The following is a 17305-nucleotide window of genomic DNA, read 5'->3' as shown; positions in this document are numbered from 1 at the left end:
TCTGGCGCCTTCAGGGTTGCGGGCCGGCGCTGCCGAGCTGGAAAGTCGGCAGCGGGATCTGTTTCAGGCAGCTGGCATCCAGCTTGTCCTGCGGCTTGTCGAGGAAAGTGCGCAGCAGGCGCGGCGCGCAGCCGAGCTGCGAGACGCCGTGGCCGAGGCTGTCGACCACCACGTGCTGGGCGCGGCTCATGTACTTGGCGGCGGTGACCGCGCGGTGCGGCGGCGTGACCGGGTCGAGCGCGCCGGACAGCAGCAGCGCCGGGGCGTCGATGCGGGTCGGTTCCTTGTAGGGCACGGCCGGGACATCGATCGACTTGCACAGGGCCGGCATCATGTCGGCCAGCATCTTGGTCAGCTTGCCCGCATCCGACGCCAGCAACTCGGGCGTCATGCGCGGCACGTCTTCGGCGCACACCACTGCCAGGTGCAGCAGCATCGCCATCTGGCTGTCGCCGCCGAAATCGCTGGCCAGGTTCTGGCGCGCCACGAAAGGCTGCCAGCGCCCCTGCGCCGCGCTCTGGATCAGGAAGGGCAGGCGGCGCGCGTCGGCCGGCGAATACAGGATGTTGTGCACGGTGCCGAGGAAACGCGTGGCGGTCATGCTCATCTCGATCGGCTTGGCGGTGCGCGGGTCGGGCAGGGACAGCTTGATCGGCGCGGCTTCGAGCCTGGCGAGCAGCCCGTCGAACTGGGCGCGCAGGTTCGGGAAGGCCTTGTTGCAGCCGGCGTCCCTGGCACAGTGTTCGAACACCTTGTCGAGCGCGGCCTGGCCGTCGCGGGCGCCGGCCGGGATCACCTGGTCGGGCGCGGCCACGCCGTCGAGCACCAGGCTGCGTACGCTGGACGGGTACAGGCGCGCATAGGCCTGGCCGAGGCGGGTGCCGTAGGAACCGCCGAACACGTTGACGGCGCCGTAGCCGAGCGCGCGGCGCACCAGTTCGGTGTCGCGGGCGGCGGCCTCGGTGGTGTAGGCCTTGAAGGGGGCGCGGGTGGCAGCGATGCAGGCGCGCACTTCCGCTTCCAGCTGGTCTTCGGTCATGCGCTCGTGTTCCGGCTTGCTCTTGCAATCGAGCTTGCCCGACAGCCCGGTGCCGCGCTGGTCGATGAACACGATGTCGCGGGTCGCCTGCACACGGCTGAGCGCGGTCTTCAGGATTTGCACGACGTCGCTGCCGGCCTGGCCGGGGCCGCCGGCCAGCACGAACAGGGGATCGTTGCGCACGCCCTTGCGGTGCGCGGGTGCGACCGTGACATGCAGCTTGAGCTTATTGCCGGCCGGGTTGGCGTGGTCCAGCGGAACGTCGAGCGTGACGCATTGCAGGATGTCGGTCACGCCGGGCAGGTGGCAGTTGCGGGCGGCGGCGGCAGGCGCAGCCTTGGCGGGTGGCGTTGATGCGCTGGCCACGGAGCTTGCCGCCAGCCAGAGGGCGGCGACAGGCAGCAGGGCGGGGAGTAACGATCTTGTCTTCACACAATCTCCTCAAAGGACGCCTGCATAGTAGATTGGCATCGTTTTAACGGTCAACGTATTGTTGCACCATCGCATGAATTTATGCGACGAGGGAGCGCTTTGCTCTGAAAGAAAGAAATAGATCCGACAAGCGGGTGGAAAATGCGACAGGAGGTGCTGCCCACATTGACGGGCTGGCCGCTGTTCGGCTATCATCGTGGGCTTTCCCTTTGCTCGGGGAAGATAATAAGGCAGAGTCCGCTGCAACAAGGGCGGAACCACCACAGTGAGCATTAACCTATTTAGGAAGTCATCATGAAAACTTTTTCCGCTAAGGGCCATGAAGTCCAGCGCGACTGGTTGGTGATTGACGCGACGGACTTGGTCCTCGGACGTGTTGCCAGCGAAGTGGCACTCCGACTGCGCGGCAAACACAAGCCGGAATTCACTCCGCACGTCGATACCGGCGACTACATCATCGTCGTCAATGCAGGCAAGCTGCGCGTGACCGGCACCAAGGCCACCAACAAGACCTACTACCGTCACTCGGGCTACCCGGGCGGTATCTACGAAACCAACTTCCTGAAGATGCAACAGCGCTTCCCGGGCCGCGCCCTGGAAAAGGCTGTCAAAGGCATGCTGCCGAAGGGCCCGCTGGGCTATGCAATGATCAAGAAGCTGAAAGTGTACGCGGAAGGTTCGCACCCGCACGCAGCACAGCAACCACAAGCACTGACCCTCTAAGGAACTGACATGATCGGTAACTACAACTACGGCACCGGCCGTCGCAAGAGTGCAGTCGCTCGCGTGTTCATCAAAGCCGGCACCGGCCTGATCGTCGTGAACGGCAAGCCTGCGAACGAATACTTCTCGCGCGAAACCGGCCTGATGGTCATTCGCCAGCCGCTGGAACTGACCGGCAACGTCGAGCGTTTCGACATCAAGGTCAACGTGCACGGCGGTGGCGAATCGGGCCAGGCTGGCGCCGTCCGTCACGGCATCACCCGCGCGCTGATCGACTACGACGCAGGCCTCAAGGGCGACCTGGCACGTGCCGGTTTCGTCACCCGTGACGCCCGTGAAGTCGAGCGTAAGAAAGTCGGCCTGCGTAAAGCACGCCGCGCAAAGCAGTTCTCGAAGCGTTAATTCGTTTCCCTGCTTGCTGGCAGCGCCTCCGGGCGCTGCTGCGAAAGCCGTCCTCCGCAAGGTGGGCGGCTTTTTGTTTTTGGGCTTGCGCCTCAGCTCCAATATCCCAGGAAAGCCTTGAACACCGTTTCCCTTCTTGCGTACAGGCCGCTTCCGATCATGAGCAGGCTCAGCAGCATCGCGACGATGTAGATCACCTGGTACGGGCTTTCGATGTAGGTGGCGGCCCAGATGGAAGCGCAGAGCAGGGCAAGGCCGATGAGGACATGGAGGACGCGTGCGACCAGTTCGGCTGTCGAGCTGGACTTCCTTGGGTGCCATGAGAACCTGGCTTCATTGCGGGTGTGCTTCAGTTCGGGATTCATCCGTTTTGTCCTTGTTCCAGCCGTATCGACCCTATCCATGCGCCGCGCATAGGGAAATCTCATATTCCTGCCCTATTCACCAATATTCGCCGATATTCATCTTCCAAGTCATGCATGAATAGCAAAGAATACACCTATTCCATTGACGTTCAGGAAAGGTTCACATGACTTTTGGCGAGAGACTCAAGCAGATCAGGACCGACAAGGGCCTGACCCAACCCCAGTTCGCACAGATTGCAGGAATCGAGCAGTCCTACCTGTCCAAGCTGGAAAACGACAAGTCGGTGCCTTCGGCCGAGATGTTCACCACCATCGTCTCGGCGCTCGACATGGATGCAGCGAGCTTCCTGCAAGAGGTCGACAAGGAAGCGCTGGCGACGACCCTGGGCCATATTCCCGCCGTCAGCCAGTTCACCGCCGGCGAGGTGAGGGCACGGGGCAATCATACGAGGCGCTGGCTGTTCGGCTCGGCCGCAGCCTGGATCCTCGGCTTTGCCATGATGTTGGCCGCGAACGACGGCATCTTCTTTTCGAACAAGCTCTACAAGTACAGCTCGCCCGGCGTGATCCTTCCCGGCGAAGCGGAGAACGTGTTCAGCTCCTGGCGCGAAGTCCTGGCGCAGCAACTGCTTGCCAAGCTCATCACGATCGAAGAGATGGGGAAGCGGTCGGCGGAATTCGTGGCGACACGCGACCGGCCGGTGACGGTGGAGTGGCCGGACAGCCGCGGCACGGTGTATGTCGAGCCGGTGGAAAACGGCCGCCGCCGCTTCGAGCTGGTCGATACCAGGCATATCGAGGCGCCAGGCAACCGCATCCTGCAATACCTGGGCGCGATCGTGGTGCTGTGCGGCTTCGTCGGCCTGTTCATCGAATGGCGCCTGCGCCGCATGAAAAATCAATAACAACAACAGGAGACCCCATGTCGCAGATCCGAACCTTCTTCGCCGGCGCCACCACCATGGCCGCGCTTCTCGCCGCCGTCATGACCCTGAGCGGCGCCAGCGACCCGGCCCGCCGCGCCAGCTTCGACGAGATCACCGTCGGCCGCATCAACATTGTCGAGCCGGACGGTACCAAGCGCCTGATCATCTCGAACAAGGCGCAGTTCCCGGGCGACTTCCAGCAAGGGAAAGAGGGCCCCCGTCCGAACCGGAGCGACGTCGCCGGCATGCTGTTCATCAACGAGGAAGGCACGGAGAACGGTGGCCTGATCCAGAAGGGCAGCATGCGCGCCGACGGCAGGATTTCGTCCGGCCTGTCGCTGACTTTCGACCGCTTCCGCCAGGACCAGGCCTTGCAGCTCATGAACAACGACAGCGCCGAGCACCAGATGACCGCAATCAAGATCAACGACGTGCCGGCTTATACGGTCACGTCGATGGACGACGTCAAGCGCTTCAACGCGGATGTCCGCAAGCTGCCGGAAGCGCAGCGGCAGGCCTATTGGAACAAGCTGGCCGAGGAAGGGCGCCTGAACCAGAACCGCATCTGGCTCGGCAATACCGGCGACAAGGGCTCGACCCTGCAGCTGAAAGACGCGAAAGGCCGGACCCGCATGATGCTGCTGGTGTCGGCGGACGGCAAGGCGGAGATCCAGATGCTGGACGAGCAGGGCAAGGTCACGAAATCGATCACGCCCAGCTCGGTGGAATGACGGCTCGGCAAGACTTCCGGTGTCAGGCCCTGAAGATCTTCAGCAAGGTCGCAGCCGGCGAAGCCGCGCCGATTTTGCGGTCACCTCGGGCTGCATCGATGACCTCGACCAGCTCGTCGTACTTGTCAGCCAGCCGGTCTTCGAGGTTGATCATGTTCATGGTCCAGCGCGGGAAGGTGCGGAACTTTGCAGCTTCGTTGTAGAGCACGCGCGAATGCTTGTGGCGCGGGTCCCGCTCGATCTTGGCGTAGAGCGCGGCGAGCGTCGGCGCCGGTCCTTCCAGCACTTGCAGGAACCAGCCGCCGTTGTAGAACAGGCTGCCCGTGACGTCGATGTGCTGGTTATTCGCCTGGGCGGTCGCCTGGATGGCGCGCAGTTCTTCGGCGGAGACTTTGCGCGCCGACTGGCTGAGATACACGAGTTGGTTAATTGACATGGACTGGCCTTTGACGAGAGTGGGAGGAAAACGAGAGCCACAGCCTAGCGCAGGCTTTTTATTGCCGTAAGGAATCTTTCGCGTATCCTGCAATACTTCCGGGTCGTCATCAGTTCAGGGGCGGCGAGTCGGTGCAGGCAAATACTATTTGCATAATGAGCAATGGATGCAAATTTCCTTTGCATCAGCAGTCAGCAGCTGGCGCTGAGCGGCGCACGCATTTTTCATGGCTGTTAAAATTGCACACCCGTGCAGCCTCGTCCTGCCAATCCATTTTTACATTACGAAGGAACAGAACATGATCAAAGTTGGCATCGTTGGCGGAACCGGATACACGGGCGTGGAATTGCTGCGGCTCTTGGCCGTGCACCCCGACGTGCAGCTGACCGCGATCACCTCGCGCAAGGAAGACGGCCTGCCGGTGGCCGACATGTTCCCCTCGCTGCGCGGCGTCGTCGACCTGGCCTTCTCGAGCCCGGACAAGGCCGACCTGACCGGGTGCGACGTGGTGTTCTTCGCCACCCCGCACGGCGTCGCCATGGCCCAGGCCCCGGCGCTGCTGGCGGCCGGCGTCAAGGTGATCGACCTGGCGGCCGACTTCCGCCTGAAGGATCAGGCCACGTTCGAAAAGTGGTACAAGATTCCGCACACCGCGCCGGAACTGATCGAGGAAGCCGTGTACGGCCTGCCGGAACTGAACCGCGATGACATCCGCGGCGCACGCCTGATCGCCAACCCGGGCTGCTACCCGACCACCATGCAGCTCGGCTTCGTCCCGCTGCTCAAGGCCGGCCTGGTCGACGCGGGCAGCCTGATCGCCGACTGCAAGTCGGGCGTCTCGGGCGCCGGCCGCAAGGCCGAGATCGGCACGCTGTTCTCGGAAGCGAGCGACAACTTCAAGGCCTACGGCGTGCACGGCCACCGCCACACCCCGGAAACCTCGGCCCAGCTGGCTCGCTACACCGACCAGAAGGTCGGCCTGATCTTCACCCCGCACCTGGTGCCGATGATCCGCGGCATGCACGCGACCCTGTACGCGCGCCTGACCAAGGACATCGACGATGCAAGCCTGCAGGCCCTGTTCGAGGACACCTACAAGGACAGCACCTTCGTGGACGTGATGCCCTTCGGCTCGCACCCGGAAACCCGCTCGACCCGCGGCTCGAACATGCTGCGCCTGGCGCTGCACCGTCCGGAAGGCGGCAACACCGTCGTCATCCTGGTGGTGCAGGACAACCTGGTCAAGGGCGCCTCGGGCCAGGCCGTGCAGTGCATGAACCTGATGTTCGGCCTGGATGAGGCGACCGGCCTCAAGCAAATCGCGCTGCTGCCCTAATCTTTTCTCCCTGCCGCGCGGAATTTTCCCGCGCGGCGTCTCCCTTTTTTCTTACAAAACGGCAACACGCCGCCCCAAGCGATCTAGATCAAGGCCACTCTTGTTGAGAACGGTAAATTGACCGATGCACAGGTTGATTTCAGCGCGGCGAATCGCCGCCGGCGTCCTACTGGAAGGGGTGGAACATGTTTGGTCGACAAGTAAAGAGCGAGATTGACAGCCTGGTCGGCATCTCGGCCCGGATCGAGGGCGACCTGTGCTTCACCGGGGGGCTGCGTATCGACGGCGAAGTGCATGGCAACGTGGTCGCGGCGGAAGGCGCCGACAGCATGCTGATCGTCTCCGAGCATGCCCGGATCGAGGGCGAGGTGCGCTGCGCCAGCCTGGTGGTCAACGGCTACATCGCCGGATCGGTATATTCGTCAGAACTCCTTGAATTACAGCCGAAAGGCCGCATACATGGTGATGTACATTACCGTTTGCTCGAAATGCACGGCGGCGCCCTCGTGACCGGGAAACTGACCCACGAACCCGCAGGCGAACCAGTGTTTCAGTTTACCGACGCCGAGCCTTCCCTGACGGCCGGATAGTCGGCCTGCCACCAGCATCAGTTGCGGCAACGGTCTATAATGGGCGCAATTCGTATATTCACCAGGAGTGTTTCATGACCGCAGTCGCCGAAGTGCAAGAGCACGACACGATCCCCGTTCCGATCAACTTCACCGACAGCGCCGCAGAGAAAGTTGCTCAGCTGATCGAGGAAGAGGGCAATCCCGACCTCAAGCTGCGCGTGTTCGTGCAGGGCGGCGGTTGCTCCGGCTTCCAGTATGGCTTCACCTTTGACGAAATCGTCAACGAAGACGACACCACGATGGAAAAAAACGGTGTCCAGCTGCTGATCGACTCGATGAGCTACCAGTACCTGGTCGGCGCCGAGATCGACTACAAGGACGACCTCGAAGGCGCCCAGTTCGTGATCAAGAACCCGAACGCCACCTCGACCTGCGGCTGCGGCTCCTCGTTCTCGGCCTGATCTTCCCCCAGGCAGCCCGGTGATCCGGGCAGTCGACGGCCCGGTTCATCCGGGCCGTTCCTTTTCAGAAGCTGGCTTGTGCCAGCTTTTGTCGTTTACGCCGGATACAGCGCGCCGAGAATGCGCGGGCCGCGGGCCCCGGTAACAGCCGGCAAATTGCCCGGCTCGCGCTGCAGGAAACGCCAGCCCAGCCAGGCGAAGGCCAGTGCCTCGACCCGGTTCGGCGCGATGCCGAGCGCGGCCGTCGATTCCACGGCCGCGCCGCCCAGCGCCGCGCCGATCTCGCGCAGCAGGGTGGCGTTGTAGGCGCCGCCGCCGCACACGTATACCGCATCCACAGCCGCGTGCTCGCTGCGGATGGCGTCGGCGATCGTTACCGCCGTCAGGCGGGTGAGCGTGGCCATCACGTCCTGCGGGGCAAGTGCCTCGAAGCCCTTGAGCTTGGCATTGAGCCAGCTGTCATGGAACAGGTCGCGGCCGGTGCTCTTGGGGGCCGGCTGGCGGAAGAAGGGCTCGTCCAGCAGCGCATCCAGCAGCGGCTGCTGCACGCTGCCGCCGGCGGCCCAGGCGCCGTCCTCGTCGTAGGCCTTGCCGAGGTGGCGGCCGATCCACAGGTCCATCAAGACATTGCCCGGACCGGTATCGAAACCGGTGACGCGGCCGTCGCCGTGCAGCATGCTGATGTTGCCGATCCCGCCGATGTTGACGACCACCCGGGCCGTTCCCGGCTCCCCGAAGGCGGCCTCGTGGAAGGCCGGCACCAGCGGCGCGCCCTGACCGCCGGCCGCGATGTCGCGGGTGCGGAAGTCGGCGATCACGTCGATCCCGGTCAGTTCGGCCAACAGGGCGGGGTTGTTGGTCTGGCGCGTAAAACCGAGTTCCGGTCGGTGGCGGATGGTCTGGCCATGCACGGCCACGGCCGCGACCGGCCCGCCTGCCTGGGGCAGCAGCTGGCGCACGCAGTCGGCGTAGCACAGGGCCAGGGCATTGGCGGCCAGCGCTTCGCGCTCGAGTTCGTTCTCGCTGGCGGCCTGCAGGGCCATCAGTTCGCTACGCAGTGCGGCGGGGAAGGGCGTGAAGGCCGCCGCGAGGCTGCGGATGCCGCCGCCGGCGAAGTCGGCCAGCACGCCGTCCACGCCGTCGAGGCTGGTGCCGGACATCAGGCCGATGGCCAGGGACGAGGTCTCGCTCATGTGCATTCTCCTTGTAGGGCAACCGGACAGCGGTTTGCTGGGCGCTGCTCCAGCTGGTGCGCCGCCAGCATACTAAACGCTGGAGCCGCTTGTCGGAAGCGCAAACGGCTTATTAGTTCGTCTACTTAGATAATGAACAGTTATTAAATCGTTGTTTATTAACGTCTTTTTCTTATCTAAACGTCCACCTTTTCGATATTTTGTTTATGTACTTACGGCAAAACTTGTTGATTAGAGTAAATTCTCTAGAGCTGGAAGCGAAAGCTTGACATTCGGCCGACGCATCCAGAACCACCCCCCGCTCCGTTTTTGCCAGATCGACATGAAATTTAATAACTTAAAAATCGGTACCCGGCTCGGCGTCGCTTTCGCCGCCATCCTTCTCCTCGCCGCCCTCATGCTGGCGACCGCCTTATGGCAGCTCGGCCGTATTGCCGATGCCAAGGAGGTCATGACGGCCACCACGACGAAAGTCGCCCTTGCAGACCAGTGGCTGCAGGGCATTGCAACCAATAGTGTGCGTACCATGGCAAAGCTGAAAAGCAGCGATCCGGCTGACGACGCTTTCTATGAGCAGGAAATGAAAGCCGTCAGTGCGAACGTGAGCAAGGTCCAGAAAGAACTGGAGGCGCTGGTGCTAAGCGAGCGCGGCAAAGCCTTGCTCAAGGCCGTGGCCGATCAGCGCAAGCAGTATTCCGCCATCCGCGACGAGGCCTTCCGCCGTAAAGCGGAGCTTGGCGCAGCTGATGCGGCACTCAGGGCTTTCGTGAGTGACAAGGTAACACCTGAAATGAAGCAGTATGTGCATACTGTGGAAGAGGTGGTGGTTCACCAGGAACAATTGTTCCGTGATGCCAACGCGCGCATCGACGCACTACAGGCAAGCGCACAAAAGCTGCTGATCGGTACCGGCGTCGCCGCACTGGTCTGCGGCGGGCTGTTCGCACTGTTCCTGACCCGTAGCATTACCCGGCCCCTGGCCCACGCTGTCGCGCTTGCCGAGCAGGTCGCTTCCAGGGACCTGACCGCCGACATCCAGGTTTCGAGCCGCGATGAGGTCGGTCATCTGCTTTCCGCACTCAAGCGCATGAACGACAGCCTGCTGACGACCGTGAACGAAGTGCGCGCCGGCACCGAGACCATCGTCAGCGCTTCGCAGCAGATCGCTTCCGGCAACCTCGACCTCTCGTCCCGTACCGAGCAGCAGGCCAGCTCGCTGGAAGAGACGGCATCGTCGATGGAGGAGCTGACCAGTTCGGTTCGCCAGAATGCCGACAACGCCCGCCAGGCGAATACCCTGGCGCAGGCAGCCTCCGAGATCGCGGTTCGTGGCGGCAAGGTGGTATCGGAAGTGGTGACGACCATGGAATCGATCAACGCTTCGTCGAAGAAAATTGGCGACATCATCGCGGTGATCGACGGGATTGCGTTCCAGACCAATATCCTGGCACTGAATGCCGCGGTCGAGGCCGCGCGTGCCGGGGAACAGGGCAGGGGCTTTGCCGTCGTTGCATCGGAGGTGCGCAATCTTGCGCAACGTTCGGCAGGGGCGGCCAAGGAAATCCGTAGCCTGATCGCGGATTCGGTGGGTAAAGTGGATGCCGGCGGGCGCCTGGTCGACCAGGCCGGCGCCACCATGCAGGAGATCGTCCAGGGCATCATGCGTGTCACCGACGTCATGGCTGAAATCACCTCGGCCAGCGCCGAGCAGGCGCTCGGTATCGAGCAGGTCAATGCCGCGATCACGCAGATGGATGATGTGACGCAGCAGAATGCCGCCCTGGTCGAAGAAGCGGCCGCCGCAGCGGCATCGATGCAGGACCAGGCCAGTTCGCTTGCCGAACTGGTCAATACCTTCAAGGTGGACGCTGTTTCCCGTCATGCGCGCCCGGCGTCTCCTGGCCAGCGCGGCACCGAACCCTCGCTGCGCCTGGGCCTGGCAGCTGCTTGAGGGGCGGGCAGCGCTATCGATGCGCTGCCCGGCGCAAGGATTGATGGAGCAGCGGGTGAGGCTTACTTCTTCGGCGGAGGCTCAGGATTCTCTTCCGCCGACCAGATCACTCCGGCAATTTTCCACCCGTTCTCGGTGCGGACCATCTGCCAGCTTTCCTTGCCCCAGTTGTTGCGATAGTTGCCGACCATGAAGCTGTAGTCGAACAGCACTTGCGCCATCTCGCCGTCGGTATCGATGCGCACGTTCTCGAAGGTTTCGGTGCGCGCTTCCGGCGCGCGGACGATTTTTTCGATGAACTTGCGTGGCGTGCTGCTTTCTGTCTTGGGCGAGGCCTCCTTCGGATCCTTCAGGCTGGCGCGGTAGCGCGCCAGGCTGCCGTCGGTGTAGACGCCGACCCAGGTGATGTCTTCGCGCAGGAACAGGCGCATGAAGCCCTCCTTGTCCTTGTCGACGAGGGCCTTGGCGAAGGCCTTGATCACGGCGTCGATCTTCTGCCGGCTTTCCGCCGGGTTTTCCGCATGGGCAGGCTGTGGCGCGCCTGCGAACAGGGTCAGACACAGCGCGGCGGTGGCGAGAACGGGTTTCATCGGGTCTCCTGTCTATATCAACTTGCGATCACGGACGCGCCGCGAAAAACTGGCTGTCGACGCTGTGGCGCGGCATGCCGAGCTGTTCGGGCTTCTTCATCAGGTAGGCGAAGCCGTTCCGGTCACCCTTCAGGGCGCCGTTCAGGAAATTGAGGACATAGCGCGCGCTCAGGGCATAGGACTGGGCGATTTCGTCGCGGGTGTAGTCGCCGAAGTCGAGCGGATCGAGGCGCAGGTAACTGGTGCCGAAATACACATGCTCCATCGCGTACATCGTCAGCAGGTAGACGTCGGCGCCCGTCATTTTCTGCAGGATGCTGCCCGAGTGGTCCGGCTTGAACTTCAGCCCGCGCTCGAAGGGCGGCGGCCGCTGCGCCAGATAGAGCAGGGGAGTGCGCAGCTGTTCCGGCTTCAGGTAAGGCACTTTCTCCAGCATCGCGTGGCGGTAGCGCACCGTGCCGTCCAGGCAAACCAGGGCCTTGATGCGCTCGTCCTGGGCCGCGGCCAGCACATTGGCCATGCCGCCCCAGGAAAAGCCGGCCACGGCCAGGCGGCTGGCGTCGGCCTGCGGCAGCGATTGCGCGTAATTCACCAGGAAGCGGATGTCGGCCGCCTGCGCTTCGGCGTGCGCCAGGTCGTCCTTCTGCCAGCGCTCGTCGACACCCAGAGCCGGGCTGGCGATCACGAGATAGCCATGGCTGGCCAGGAATTCCATCATCTCGGCATTCTCGAACACATTGCTGCTGATGCTCGGCGAATAAATCACCACCGGATACTTGCCCGGCAGCGCCTTCGCATCGCGCACCGCCCAGCGCACATCCTTGCGCTCCGCAGCGAGCTGCTTGTCACGTTTGCCTTCGCTAACGAACTCCAGCCACTTCGCCAGCACCTTGTCCCGTTCCGCAGGGGAGCGGGCGAAATCGTCGTCCCAGCCCAGCAGCTGGAGGTAGTCGTCGTAGCGCATCGGCTTCCCGCCTTTGACCGCGGGATACCAGATGGCGGTCTGGATCGGGCGCGGCTTGCGTGCCCCTTCCGGCGCATTCGCGGGATAGCTGCGGCTCGGGTCCACCTGCTCGACCACGCGGAAACCGACTGCGAAACTGCCCGGCTTGTTAAGGAAGGGAAAAGCCTGCTGGGCACCCGATGGTGCCCCTACCAGGACTAGCAGAACAAATGCGAGAAACTTGAGCATGATTGCCTCCTTTATTGTTGATCTCTTTTCACTCTAGCATTGAGAGCTAAAGAGATGGCAATAAAACTGCTCTCGGATGGCAAAATAAATGCTATTTAGTGGAATTCATGATGGGTGCATAGCGAAGCAGGAAAAGAAAACGCCCCGCGGCATGCTCGATGCGGCGGGGCGTCGGGAGGAGCGGGATGGCTTAGCGCGCGGCCATCGCGTTGCCGCTCGGTGCGAGCAGCGAGAAGCGGTGGTTCATCTCGGCGGCGGCCATGCGGAAGCGGGCCAGCTCGGCCTGGGTCAGCGGCTGCTGGGCCAGCGACTTGAACTTCTCCGGATTCTGGGCCTGGCCTGCCACGCGGAACTCGTAGTGCAGGTGCGGGCCGGTCGACCAGCCGGTCGAGCCGACATAGCCGATCACCTGGCCCTGGCTGACCTTGGCGCCCTTACGCACGCCCGGAGCGATGCGGCTCATGTGGGCATAGGCGGTGCTGTATTTCGACCAGTGCTTCAGGACGACCTGGTTGCCGTAGCCGCCGCTGTTGCCGGCGAAATCGATGACGCCGTCGGCGACCGCGCGGATCGGCGTGCCCGTCGAGGCGGCATAATCGACGCCCTTGTGCGCCTTCCACTTGCCCGAGATCGGATGCACGCGCATCGAGAAGCCCGAGGAGATACGCGAGAACTGCAGCGGGGACTTCAGGAAGGCTTTCTTGAGCGACTTGCCGTCCAGGCTGTAGTAGCCGCCCTGCTTGGTGACCGGGTCTTCGTACCAGACCGACTGGTAGGCGACGCCGCGGTTGACGAATTCGCCTGCCAGGATGCGGCCGGTCTTCACCAGTTCGCCGTCGAGCCAGAAGGTTTCGTAGACGACGCTGAAACGGTCGCCGCGCTTGAGGTCGGAGCGGAAGTCGATGTTGGTCGAGAACATCTCGATCATCTGGCCGACCACCGAGTCCGGCATGCTGCCGCCGTCCACGTTGGAGTCGGTCGCCGAATACAGCGAGGTGGTGATTTCACGCGAACGCATCTCGACGCGGCGCTCCAGCTTGGCCGGGGCTTCCATGGCGACGAATTTCTCGCCCTTGCGCTCGACCGTGATCTGGCGGGCATCGCCAGCCTTGCCGTCGGTGATCGTGGCGCGCATCGACAGCAGCAGGCCATGTTCATCGGTTTCGGCCTGGACGCGCTTGCCGGTCTTGAGCGACAGCAGGCGGCGGGCGGTCTTGTCGGTGCGGAGGAATTTCTGGGCGTCGGCGTCGTTGACACCAAGGCGGGTGAAGAGGGAGCCGATCGAGTCGCCCGGACGGATGCGTTCCTCGTGGATGAATTGCTGCTCGTTCTGCTGGAGGGCGGCGATCTGGTCTGCCAGGTTCGGCAGTTCCAGGTTCTGTTCGATCGAGGTGACCGGCATGTCTGCCGCGTCGGGAGCGATCGGGGCCACTGCCACTGCACCGAACGCAAACACGCTCAGGAGTGCGGCGCCGGCGCTCACGATGCGCGTCTTGCGCGTTCGCGGTAGCAGCTGGAGCAGGCTCTTGCCAGTGATTTTATGTATAGGGTTCATGCAATCAGTTAAAATTTGCGGCTGAACTTCTAGGGATCCAGTTTCTTATCGATCTGCAAAGTTTTCTACAGGAAACTGAAAAACGATCGTGAATTATACCAAAAGAAGTGGTCCTACAACCGTCTTAGCAAATTTCCTACACGAAAATCCCACACGCATATGAATTCGAATGTCTCGTCCGGTAGCGGCGCTCCGGTAAATTCTTCCGCCCCCCTGCCGTTGACGGACAAGGTGCTCGAGGCGCTGGCCATTGCCAAGCGCGGTGTCGATGAACTGCTGATCGAAAGCGAATTCGCCCAGAAACTGGCGCGTTCCGAACAGTCGGGCAAGCCGCTGCGCATCAAGCTGGGCCTGGACCCGACCGCGCCCGACCTGCACCTTGGCCATACCGTGGTGCTGAACAAGATGCGCCAGCTGCAAGACCTGGGCCACCAGGTAATCTTCCTGATCGGCGATTTCACCTCGATGATCGGCGACCCGTCGGGCCGCAATGCCACGCGTCCGCCGCTGACCCGTGAGCAGGTCGAGGAAAACGCCATGACTTATTTCCGCCAGGCTTCCCTGGTGCTGGATGCCGCGCGCACGGAAATCCGCTACAACTCCGAATGGTGCGATCCGCTGGGGGCGCGCGGCATGATCCAGCTCGCCTCGCGCTATACCGTGGCCCGCATGATGGAGCGCGACGATTTCACCAAGCGCTACAAGAGTGGGACCCCGATCGCGGTGCATGAGTTCCTCTACCCTTTGATGCAGGGCTATGATTCGGTCGCTTTGCACGCGGACCTCGAACTTGGGGGCACCGACCAGAAGTTCAACCTCCTGGTTGGCCGTGAGTTACAGAAAGATTATGGACAGGAACAGCAGTGCATCCTGACCATGCCCCTGCTCGAAGGCCTGGACGGCGTCGAGAAGATGTCCAAGTCCAAGAACAACTACATCGGCATCACCGAAGCCCCGAACACCATGTTCGGCAAGCTGATGAGCATTTCGGACGACATGATGTGGAAGTACTACAACCTGCTGTCCTTCCGCTCGATCGCCGAGATCCAGAACATCAAGGCCGAAGTGCTTGGTGGCGCCAACCCGCGCGATGCGAAAGTGGCGCTCGGCAAGGAAATCGTTGCACGCTTCCACTCGGCGCAGGCCGCCGACGATGCACTGGCCGACTTCGTCAACCGCTCGAAGGGCGGCATTCCGGACGATGTGCCGGAAGTCGCCTTGTCCGGCGCGCCGCTGGGCGTGGCCCAGTTGCTGAAAGCGGCCGGCCTGTGCGCCTCGACCTCGGAAGCCATGCGCATGGTCGACCAGGGCGGCGTGCGCATCGACGGCACCGTGGTCAGCGACAAGGGCTTGCAGGTCGAAGCCGGCACTTTCGTGATGCAGGTGGGCAAGCGCAAATTCGCGCGCGTGACGCTGGCATGATTGGTCTTCTGCAGCGCGTCAGCGAAGCCAGCGTGCGCGTCGACGGCGACACCGTCGGCGCGATTGGGTCCGGCCTGATGGTGCTGGTGTGCGCCGAAAAGGGCGACACCGAGCGCGAAGCCGAAGCCCTGCTGGCCAAGCTCCTCACTTACCGCGTGTTTTCAGACGAGGCCGGCAAGATGAACCGCAGCATCACCGACACGGGCGGCGGCCTGCTGCTGGTGCCGCAGTTCACCCTGGCCGCGGATACCAGGTCGGGCACGCGTCCCTCGTTCTCGCCGGCGGCCGCGCCGGAGGACGGGCGGCGCCTGTTCGATCATGTCGTGCGCCAGGCCCGCGAACGCCATGGCATCGTCGAGACCGGCAGATTCGGCGCGGACATGAAAGTTTCACTCATCAACGATGGTCCCGTCACTTTCTGGCTGCAGGTTGATCCTGTCGCGATAGGTGGTGCCCAGCGCTGAAACCCCTGCCGTCAACGAGGGTCAATAGGGAGAGGGCTGGGAGGGCATATGCGAATCTGGAGCGATTCATTCACCGAGGGCGGGCCGATCCCGCCGCAATGCGCTTTTGCGGTGGCCGATCCGGACAGCCACGTCAGGCTGTCCGACAACCGCAGCCCGCATCTCGCCTGGGACGACGTGCCTGCCGGCACCAAGTCCCTGGTGCTGATCTGCCACGACCCCGACGTGCCCTCCGTCGGCGACGACGTCAACCAGGAAGGCAAGACCGTGCCCGCCTCGCTGCCGCGGGTGGACTTCTTCCACTGGTCGCTGGTGGATATTCCGGTCTGCCTGAAATCACTGGCCGAAGGCATGTTCTCCGACATGGTGACGCCGCACGGCAAGCCGGGCCCGCTGCTGCCCTTCACGATCAAGAACGGCACCGAGCACCAGCTACGCCAGGGCATCAACGACTACACCGGCTGGTTTGCGAACGACCCGACCATGGCGGGCGAGTATTACGGTTATGATGGCCCGTGCCCGCCCTGGAATGACGAGCGCGTGCATACTTATGTGTTTACACTGTATGCCCTCGACATCCCGCGCCTGCCGCTGGTCGGCCGCTTCAGCGGCGCCGAACTGCGCCTGGCCATCCGCGGGCATATCCTGGACGAGGCGCGCACCTTCGGCGTGTATTCGCTGAATCCCGACATAACAGCCTTACTTCCGACCTGAGCCCCCGAGGTTCGGGGCAAACGAACCTCATGCTTTCGAATAAGAACACAGCAACGACCATCCTCCTGATCCGCCATGGCGAAACCGCCTGGAATGCCGAGAAGCGCCTCCAGGGCCACCTCGACATCGCCCTCAATGCCGAGGGCGAGCGTCAGGCTGCCCTGCTGGGCGCCGCGCTCGCGGCCGAGCCGATCGACCACATCGTCTCCAGCGACCTGCAGCGTGCGCGCCAGACCGCCGAGGCCCTTGCCCGCGTGCGCGGGATGGGGGTGGGCATCGACCCGGCGCTGCGCGAGCGCTGCTATGGCGGATTCGAAGGCTTGCTGTACAGCGAGATCGCGGCGCGTTTTCCGCTCGAGTTCGCGGCCTGGCAGGCGCGCGACGTGGATGGCGTGCTGCCACCGGGAAGCAACCGGGGTGAGAGTTTCCGCGAGTTCTACGAGCGGACCACCGCGGCGATCGCCCGGCATGCGGCGGCGCATCCGGGCAAGATCATCGCGCTGGTGGCGCATGGCGGAGTGCTGGAGTGTGCCTACCGGGCGGCGCTCGGCTTGTCGCTGGAGACGCCGCGGGATTTCAAGGTGCTCAATGCGAGCGTGAACTGGTTTGTGGTGGAGGAGGGGGTGTTGCGGCTGGTGAGCTGGGGCGAGGTTTCTCACTTGCAGCCTGCGGTATTGGACGACCTGGGCTGATCGCCTAACCCCACTCTTCGCCCCTGCCAATATCACACACGCAACAATCGCCAAAAATTCTGCCGCTATTTTGAGCAGCGAATGAGGTAAAATACTAGGTTCCCCCAGA

The 17305-nt window shown here is 63.0% G+C and carries 19 protein-coding genes; 12 read left to right on the top strand and 7 right to left on the bottom strand.

Annotated features, from left to right (window positions below; all coding sequences use genetic code 11):
* Positions 1-10 precede the first annotated feature (10 nt).
* Entirely contained in the window at positions 11-1471 is a 1461-nt protein-coding gene (locus YWC_RS0113240; RefSeq protein ID WP_027865816.1) for an alpha/beta fold hydrolase, read from the bottom strand.
* Between the two features lie 294 nt (positions 1472-1765).
* On the opposite strand from YWC_RS0113240, the gene rplM reads away from it, so the two are divergent.
* Positions 1766-2194, top strand: coding sequence for a 50S ribosomal protein L13 (rplM, locus tag YWC_RS0113235; protein ID WP_027865815.1), 429 nt, complete (start codon positions 1766-1768; stop codon positions 2192-2194).
* Between the two features lie 9 nt (positions 2195-2203).
* Positions 2204-2596 carry a 30S ribosomal protein S9 gene (gene rpsI, locus YWC_RS0113230; protein WP_027865814.1) on the top strand — a complete coding sequence of 131 codons (393 nt, stop codon included), beginning with the start codon at positions 2204-2206 and terminating at the stop codon, positions 2594-2596.
* A 92-nt stretch (positions 2597-2688) separates the two neighbouring features.
* Here rpsI and YWC_RS0113225 read toward each other — a convergent pair whose 3' ends face one another.
* Entirely contained in the window at positions 2689-2961 is a 273-nt protein-coding gene (locus tag YWC_RS0113225) for a hypothetical protein (RefSeq protein ID WP_027865813.1), read from the bottom strand.
* 164 nt (positions 2962-3125) lie between these two features.
* Between YWC_RS0113225 and YWC_RS0113220 the strand changes: the two genes are divergently transcribed.
* Positions 3126-3866, top strand: a complete 741-nt coding sequence (locus YWC_RS0113220) for a helix-turn-helix domain-containing protein (RefSeq protein WP_027865812.1) — start codon at positions 3126-3128, stop codon at positions 3864-3866.
* Positions 3867-3883: 17 nt separating this feature from the next.
* Positions 3884-4618: a hypothetical protein gene (locus YWC_RS0113215; protein ID WP_027865811.1), complete on the top strand. Its 735-nt coding sequence runs from the start codon at positions 3884-3886 to the stop codon at positions 4616-4618.
* Between the two features lie 22 nt (positions 4619-4640).
* Here YWC_RS0113215 and YWC_RS0113210 read toward each other — a convergent pair whose 3' ends face one another.
* Complete coding sequence (locus YWC_RS0113210) at positions 4641-5054, bottom strand: BLUF domain-containing protein (RefSeq protein WP_027865810.1); 414 nt, start codon at positions 5052-5054, stop codon at positions 4641-4643.
* A gap of 298 nt (positions 5055-5352) precedes the next feature.
* Here YWC_RS0113210 and argC point away from each other — a divergent pair, with 298 nt between their 5' ends.
* The 3 genes from argC to erpA all read left to right on the top strand — a co-directional run bounded on the left by argC (position 5353) and on the right by erpA (position 7423).
* Positions 5353-6390: an N-acetyl-gamma-glutamyl-phosphate reductase gene (gene argC / locus YWC_RS0113205; RefSeq protein WP_027865809.1), complete on the top strand. Its 1038-nt coding sequence runs from the start codon at positions 5353-5355 to the stop codon at positions 6388-6390.
* A 185-nt stretch (positions 6391-6575) separates the two neighbouring features.
* Positions 6576-6980, top strand: coding sequence for a bactofilin family protein (locus tag YWC_RS0113200; RefSeq protein WP_027865808.1), 405 nt, complete (start codon positions 6576-6578; stop codon positions 6978-6980).
* Between the two features lie 74 nt (positions 6981-7054).
* A complete protein-coding gene (erpA, locus tag YWC_RS0113195) occupies positions 7055-7423 on the top strand; it encodes an iron-sulfur cluster insertion protein ErpA (RefSeq protein ID WP_027865807.1) in 369 nt (122 codons plus the stop codon).
* 95 nt (positions 7424-7518) lie between these two features.
* Here the strand turns inward: erpA and YWC_RS0113190 are convergent, their stop codons facing one another.
* Positions 7519-8616 carry an anhydro-N-acetylmuramic acid kinase gene (locus YWC_RS0113190; RefSeq protein WP_027865806.1) on the bottom strand — a complete coding sequence of 366 codons (1098 nt, stop codon included), beginning with the start codon at positions 8614-8616 and terminating at the stop codon, positions 7519-7521.
* Between the two features lie 322 nt (positions 8617-8938).
* On the opposite strand from YWC_RS0113190, the gene YWC_RS34100 reads away from it, so the two are divergent.
* Positions 8939-10567: a methyl-accepting chemotaxis protein gene (locus YWC_RS34100; RefSeq protein ID WP_027865805.1), complete on the top strand. Its 1629-nt coding sequence runs from the start codon at positions 8939-8941 to the stop codon at positions 10565-10567.
* Between the two features lie 62 nt (positions 10568-10629).
* On the opposite strand, the gene YWC_RS0113180 is transcribed toward YWC_RS34100, so the two are convergent.
* The 3 genes from YWC_RS0113180 to YWC_RS0113170 form a co-directional block, all read right to left on the bottom strand.
* Positions 10630-11157, bottom strand: a complete 528-nt coding sequence (locus tag YWC_RS0113180; RefSeq protein ID WP_027865804.1) for a nuclear transport factor 2 family protein — start codon at positions 11155-11157, stop codon at positions 10630-10632.
* Between the two features lie 28 nt (positions 11158-11185).
* On the bottom strand, positions 11186-12349 hold the full coding sequence (locus tag YWC_RS29285) for a dienelactone hydrolase family protein (protein ID WP_156923652.1): 1164 nt from the start codon (positions 12347-12349) through the stop codon (positions 11186-11188).
* 190 nt (positions 12350-12539) lie between these two features.
* Positions 12540-13904, bottom strand: a complete 1365-nt coding sequence (locus YWC_RS0113170; protein ID WP_027865803.1) for a M23 family metallopeptidase — start codon at positions 13902-13904, stop codon at positions 12540-12542.
* A gap of 159 nt (positions 13905-14063) precedes the next feature.
* Here YWC_RS0113170 and tyrS point away from each other — a divergent pair, with 159 nt between their 5' ends.
* From tyrS to YWC_RS0113150, 4 genes are read left to right on the top strand one after another with little or no spacing between them, the layout of a single operon-like run.
* On the top strand, positions 14064-15326 hold the full coding sequence (gene tyrS, locus YWC_RS0113165; protein ID WP_027865802.1) for a tyrosine--tRNA ligase: 1263 nt from the start codon (positions 14064-14066) through the stop codon (positions 15324-15326).
* Complete coding sequence (dtd, locus tag YWC_RS0113160; RefSeq protein WP_027865801.1) at positions 15323-15790, top strand: D-aminoacyl-tRNA deacylase; 468 nt, start codon at positions 15323-15325, stop codon at positions 15788-15790. The genes tyrS and dtd overlap by 4 nt, the downstream gene beginning before the upstream one ends.
* Positions 15791-15838: 48 nt before the next feature.
* The gene (locus YWC_RS0113155; protein ID WP_027865800.1) at positions 15839-16504 is read left to right on the top strand and encodes a YbhB/YbcL family Raf kinase inhibitor-like protein; all 666 of its coding nucleotides are present in this window, start codon (positions 15839-15841) and stop codon (positions 16502-16504) included.
* 29 nt (positions 16505-16533) lie between these two features.
* Positions 16534-17196: a histidine phosphatase family protein gene (locus YWC_RS0113150; RefSeq protein ID WP_027865799.1), complete on the top strand. Its 663-nt coding sequence runs from the start codon at positions 16534-16536 to the stop codon at positions 17194-17196.
* The last annotated feature ends 109 nt before the right edge of the window (positions 17197-17305 follow it).

The sequence above is a fragment of the Massilia alkalitolerans DSM 17462 genome, assembly GCF_000427785.1.
In the GTDB taxonomy this organism is placed as follows: Bacteria; Pseudomonadota; Gammaproteobacteria; order Burkholderiales; family Burkholderiaceae_D; genus Telluria; species Telluria alkalitolerans.
Note: the sequence above shows the minus strand (reverse complement) of the source record. Positions and strands in the feature narration are given on the sequence as shown.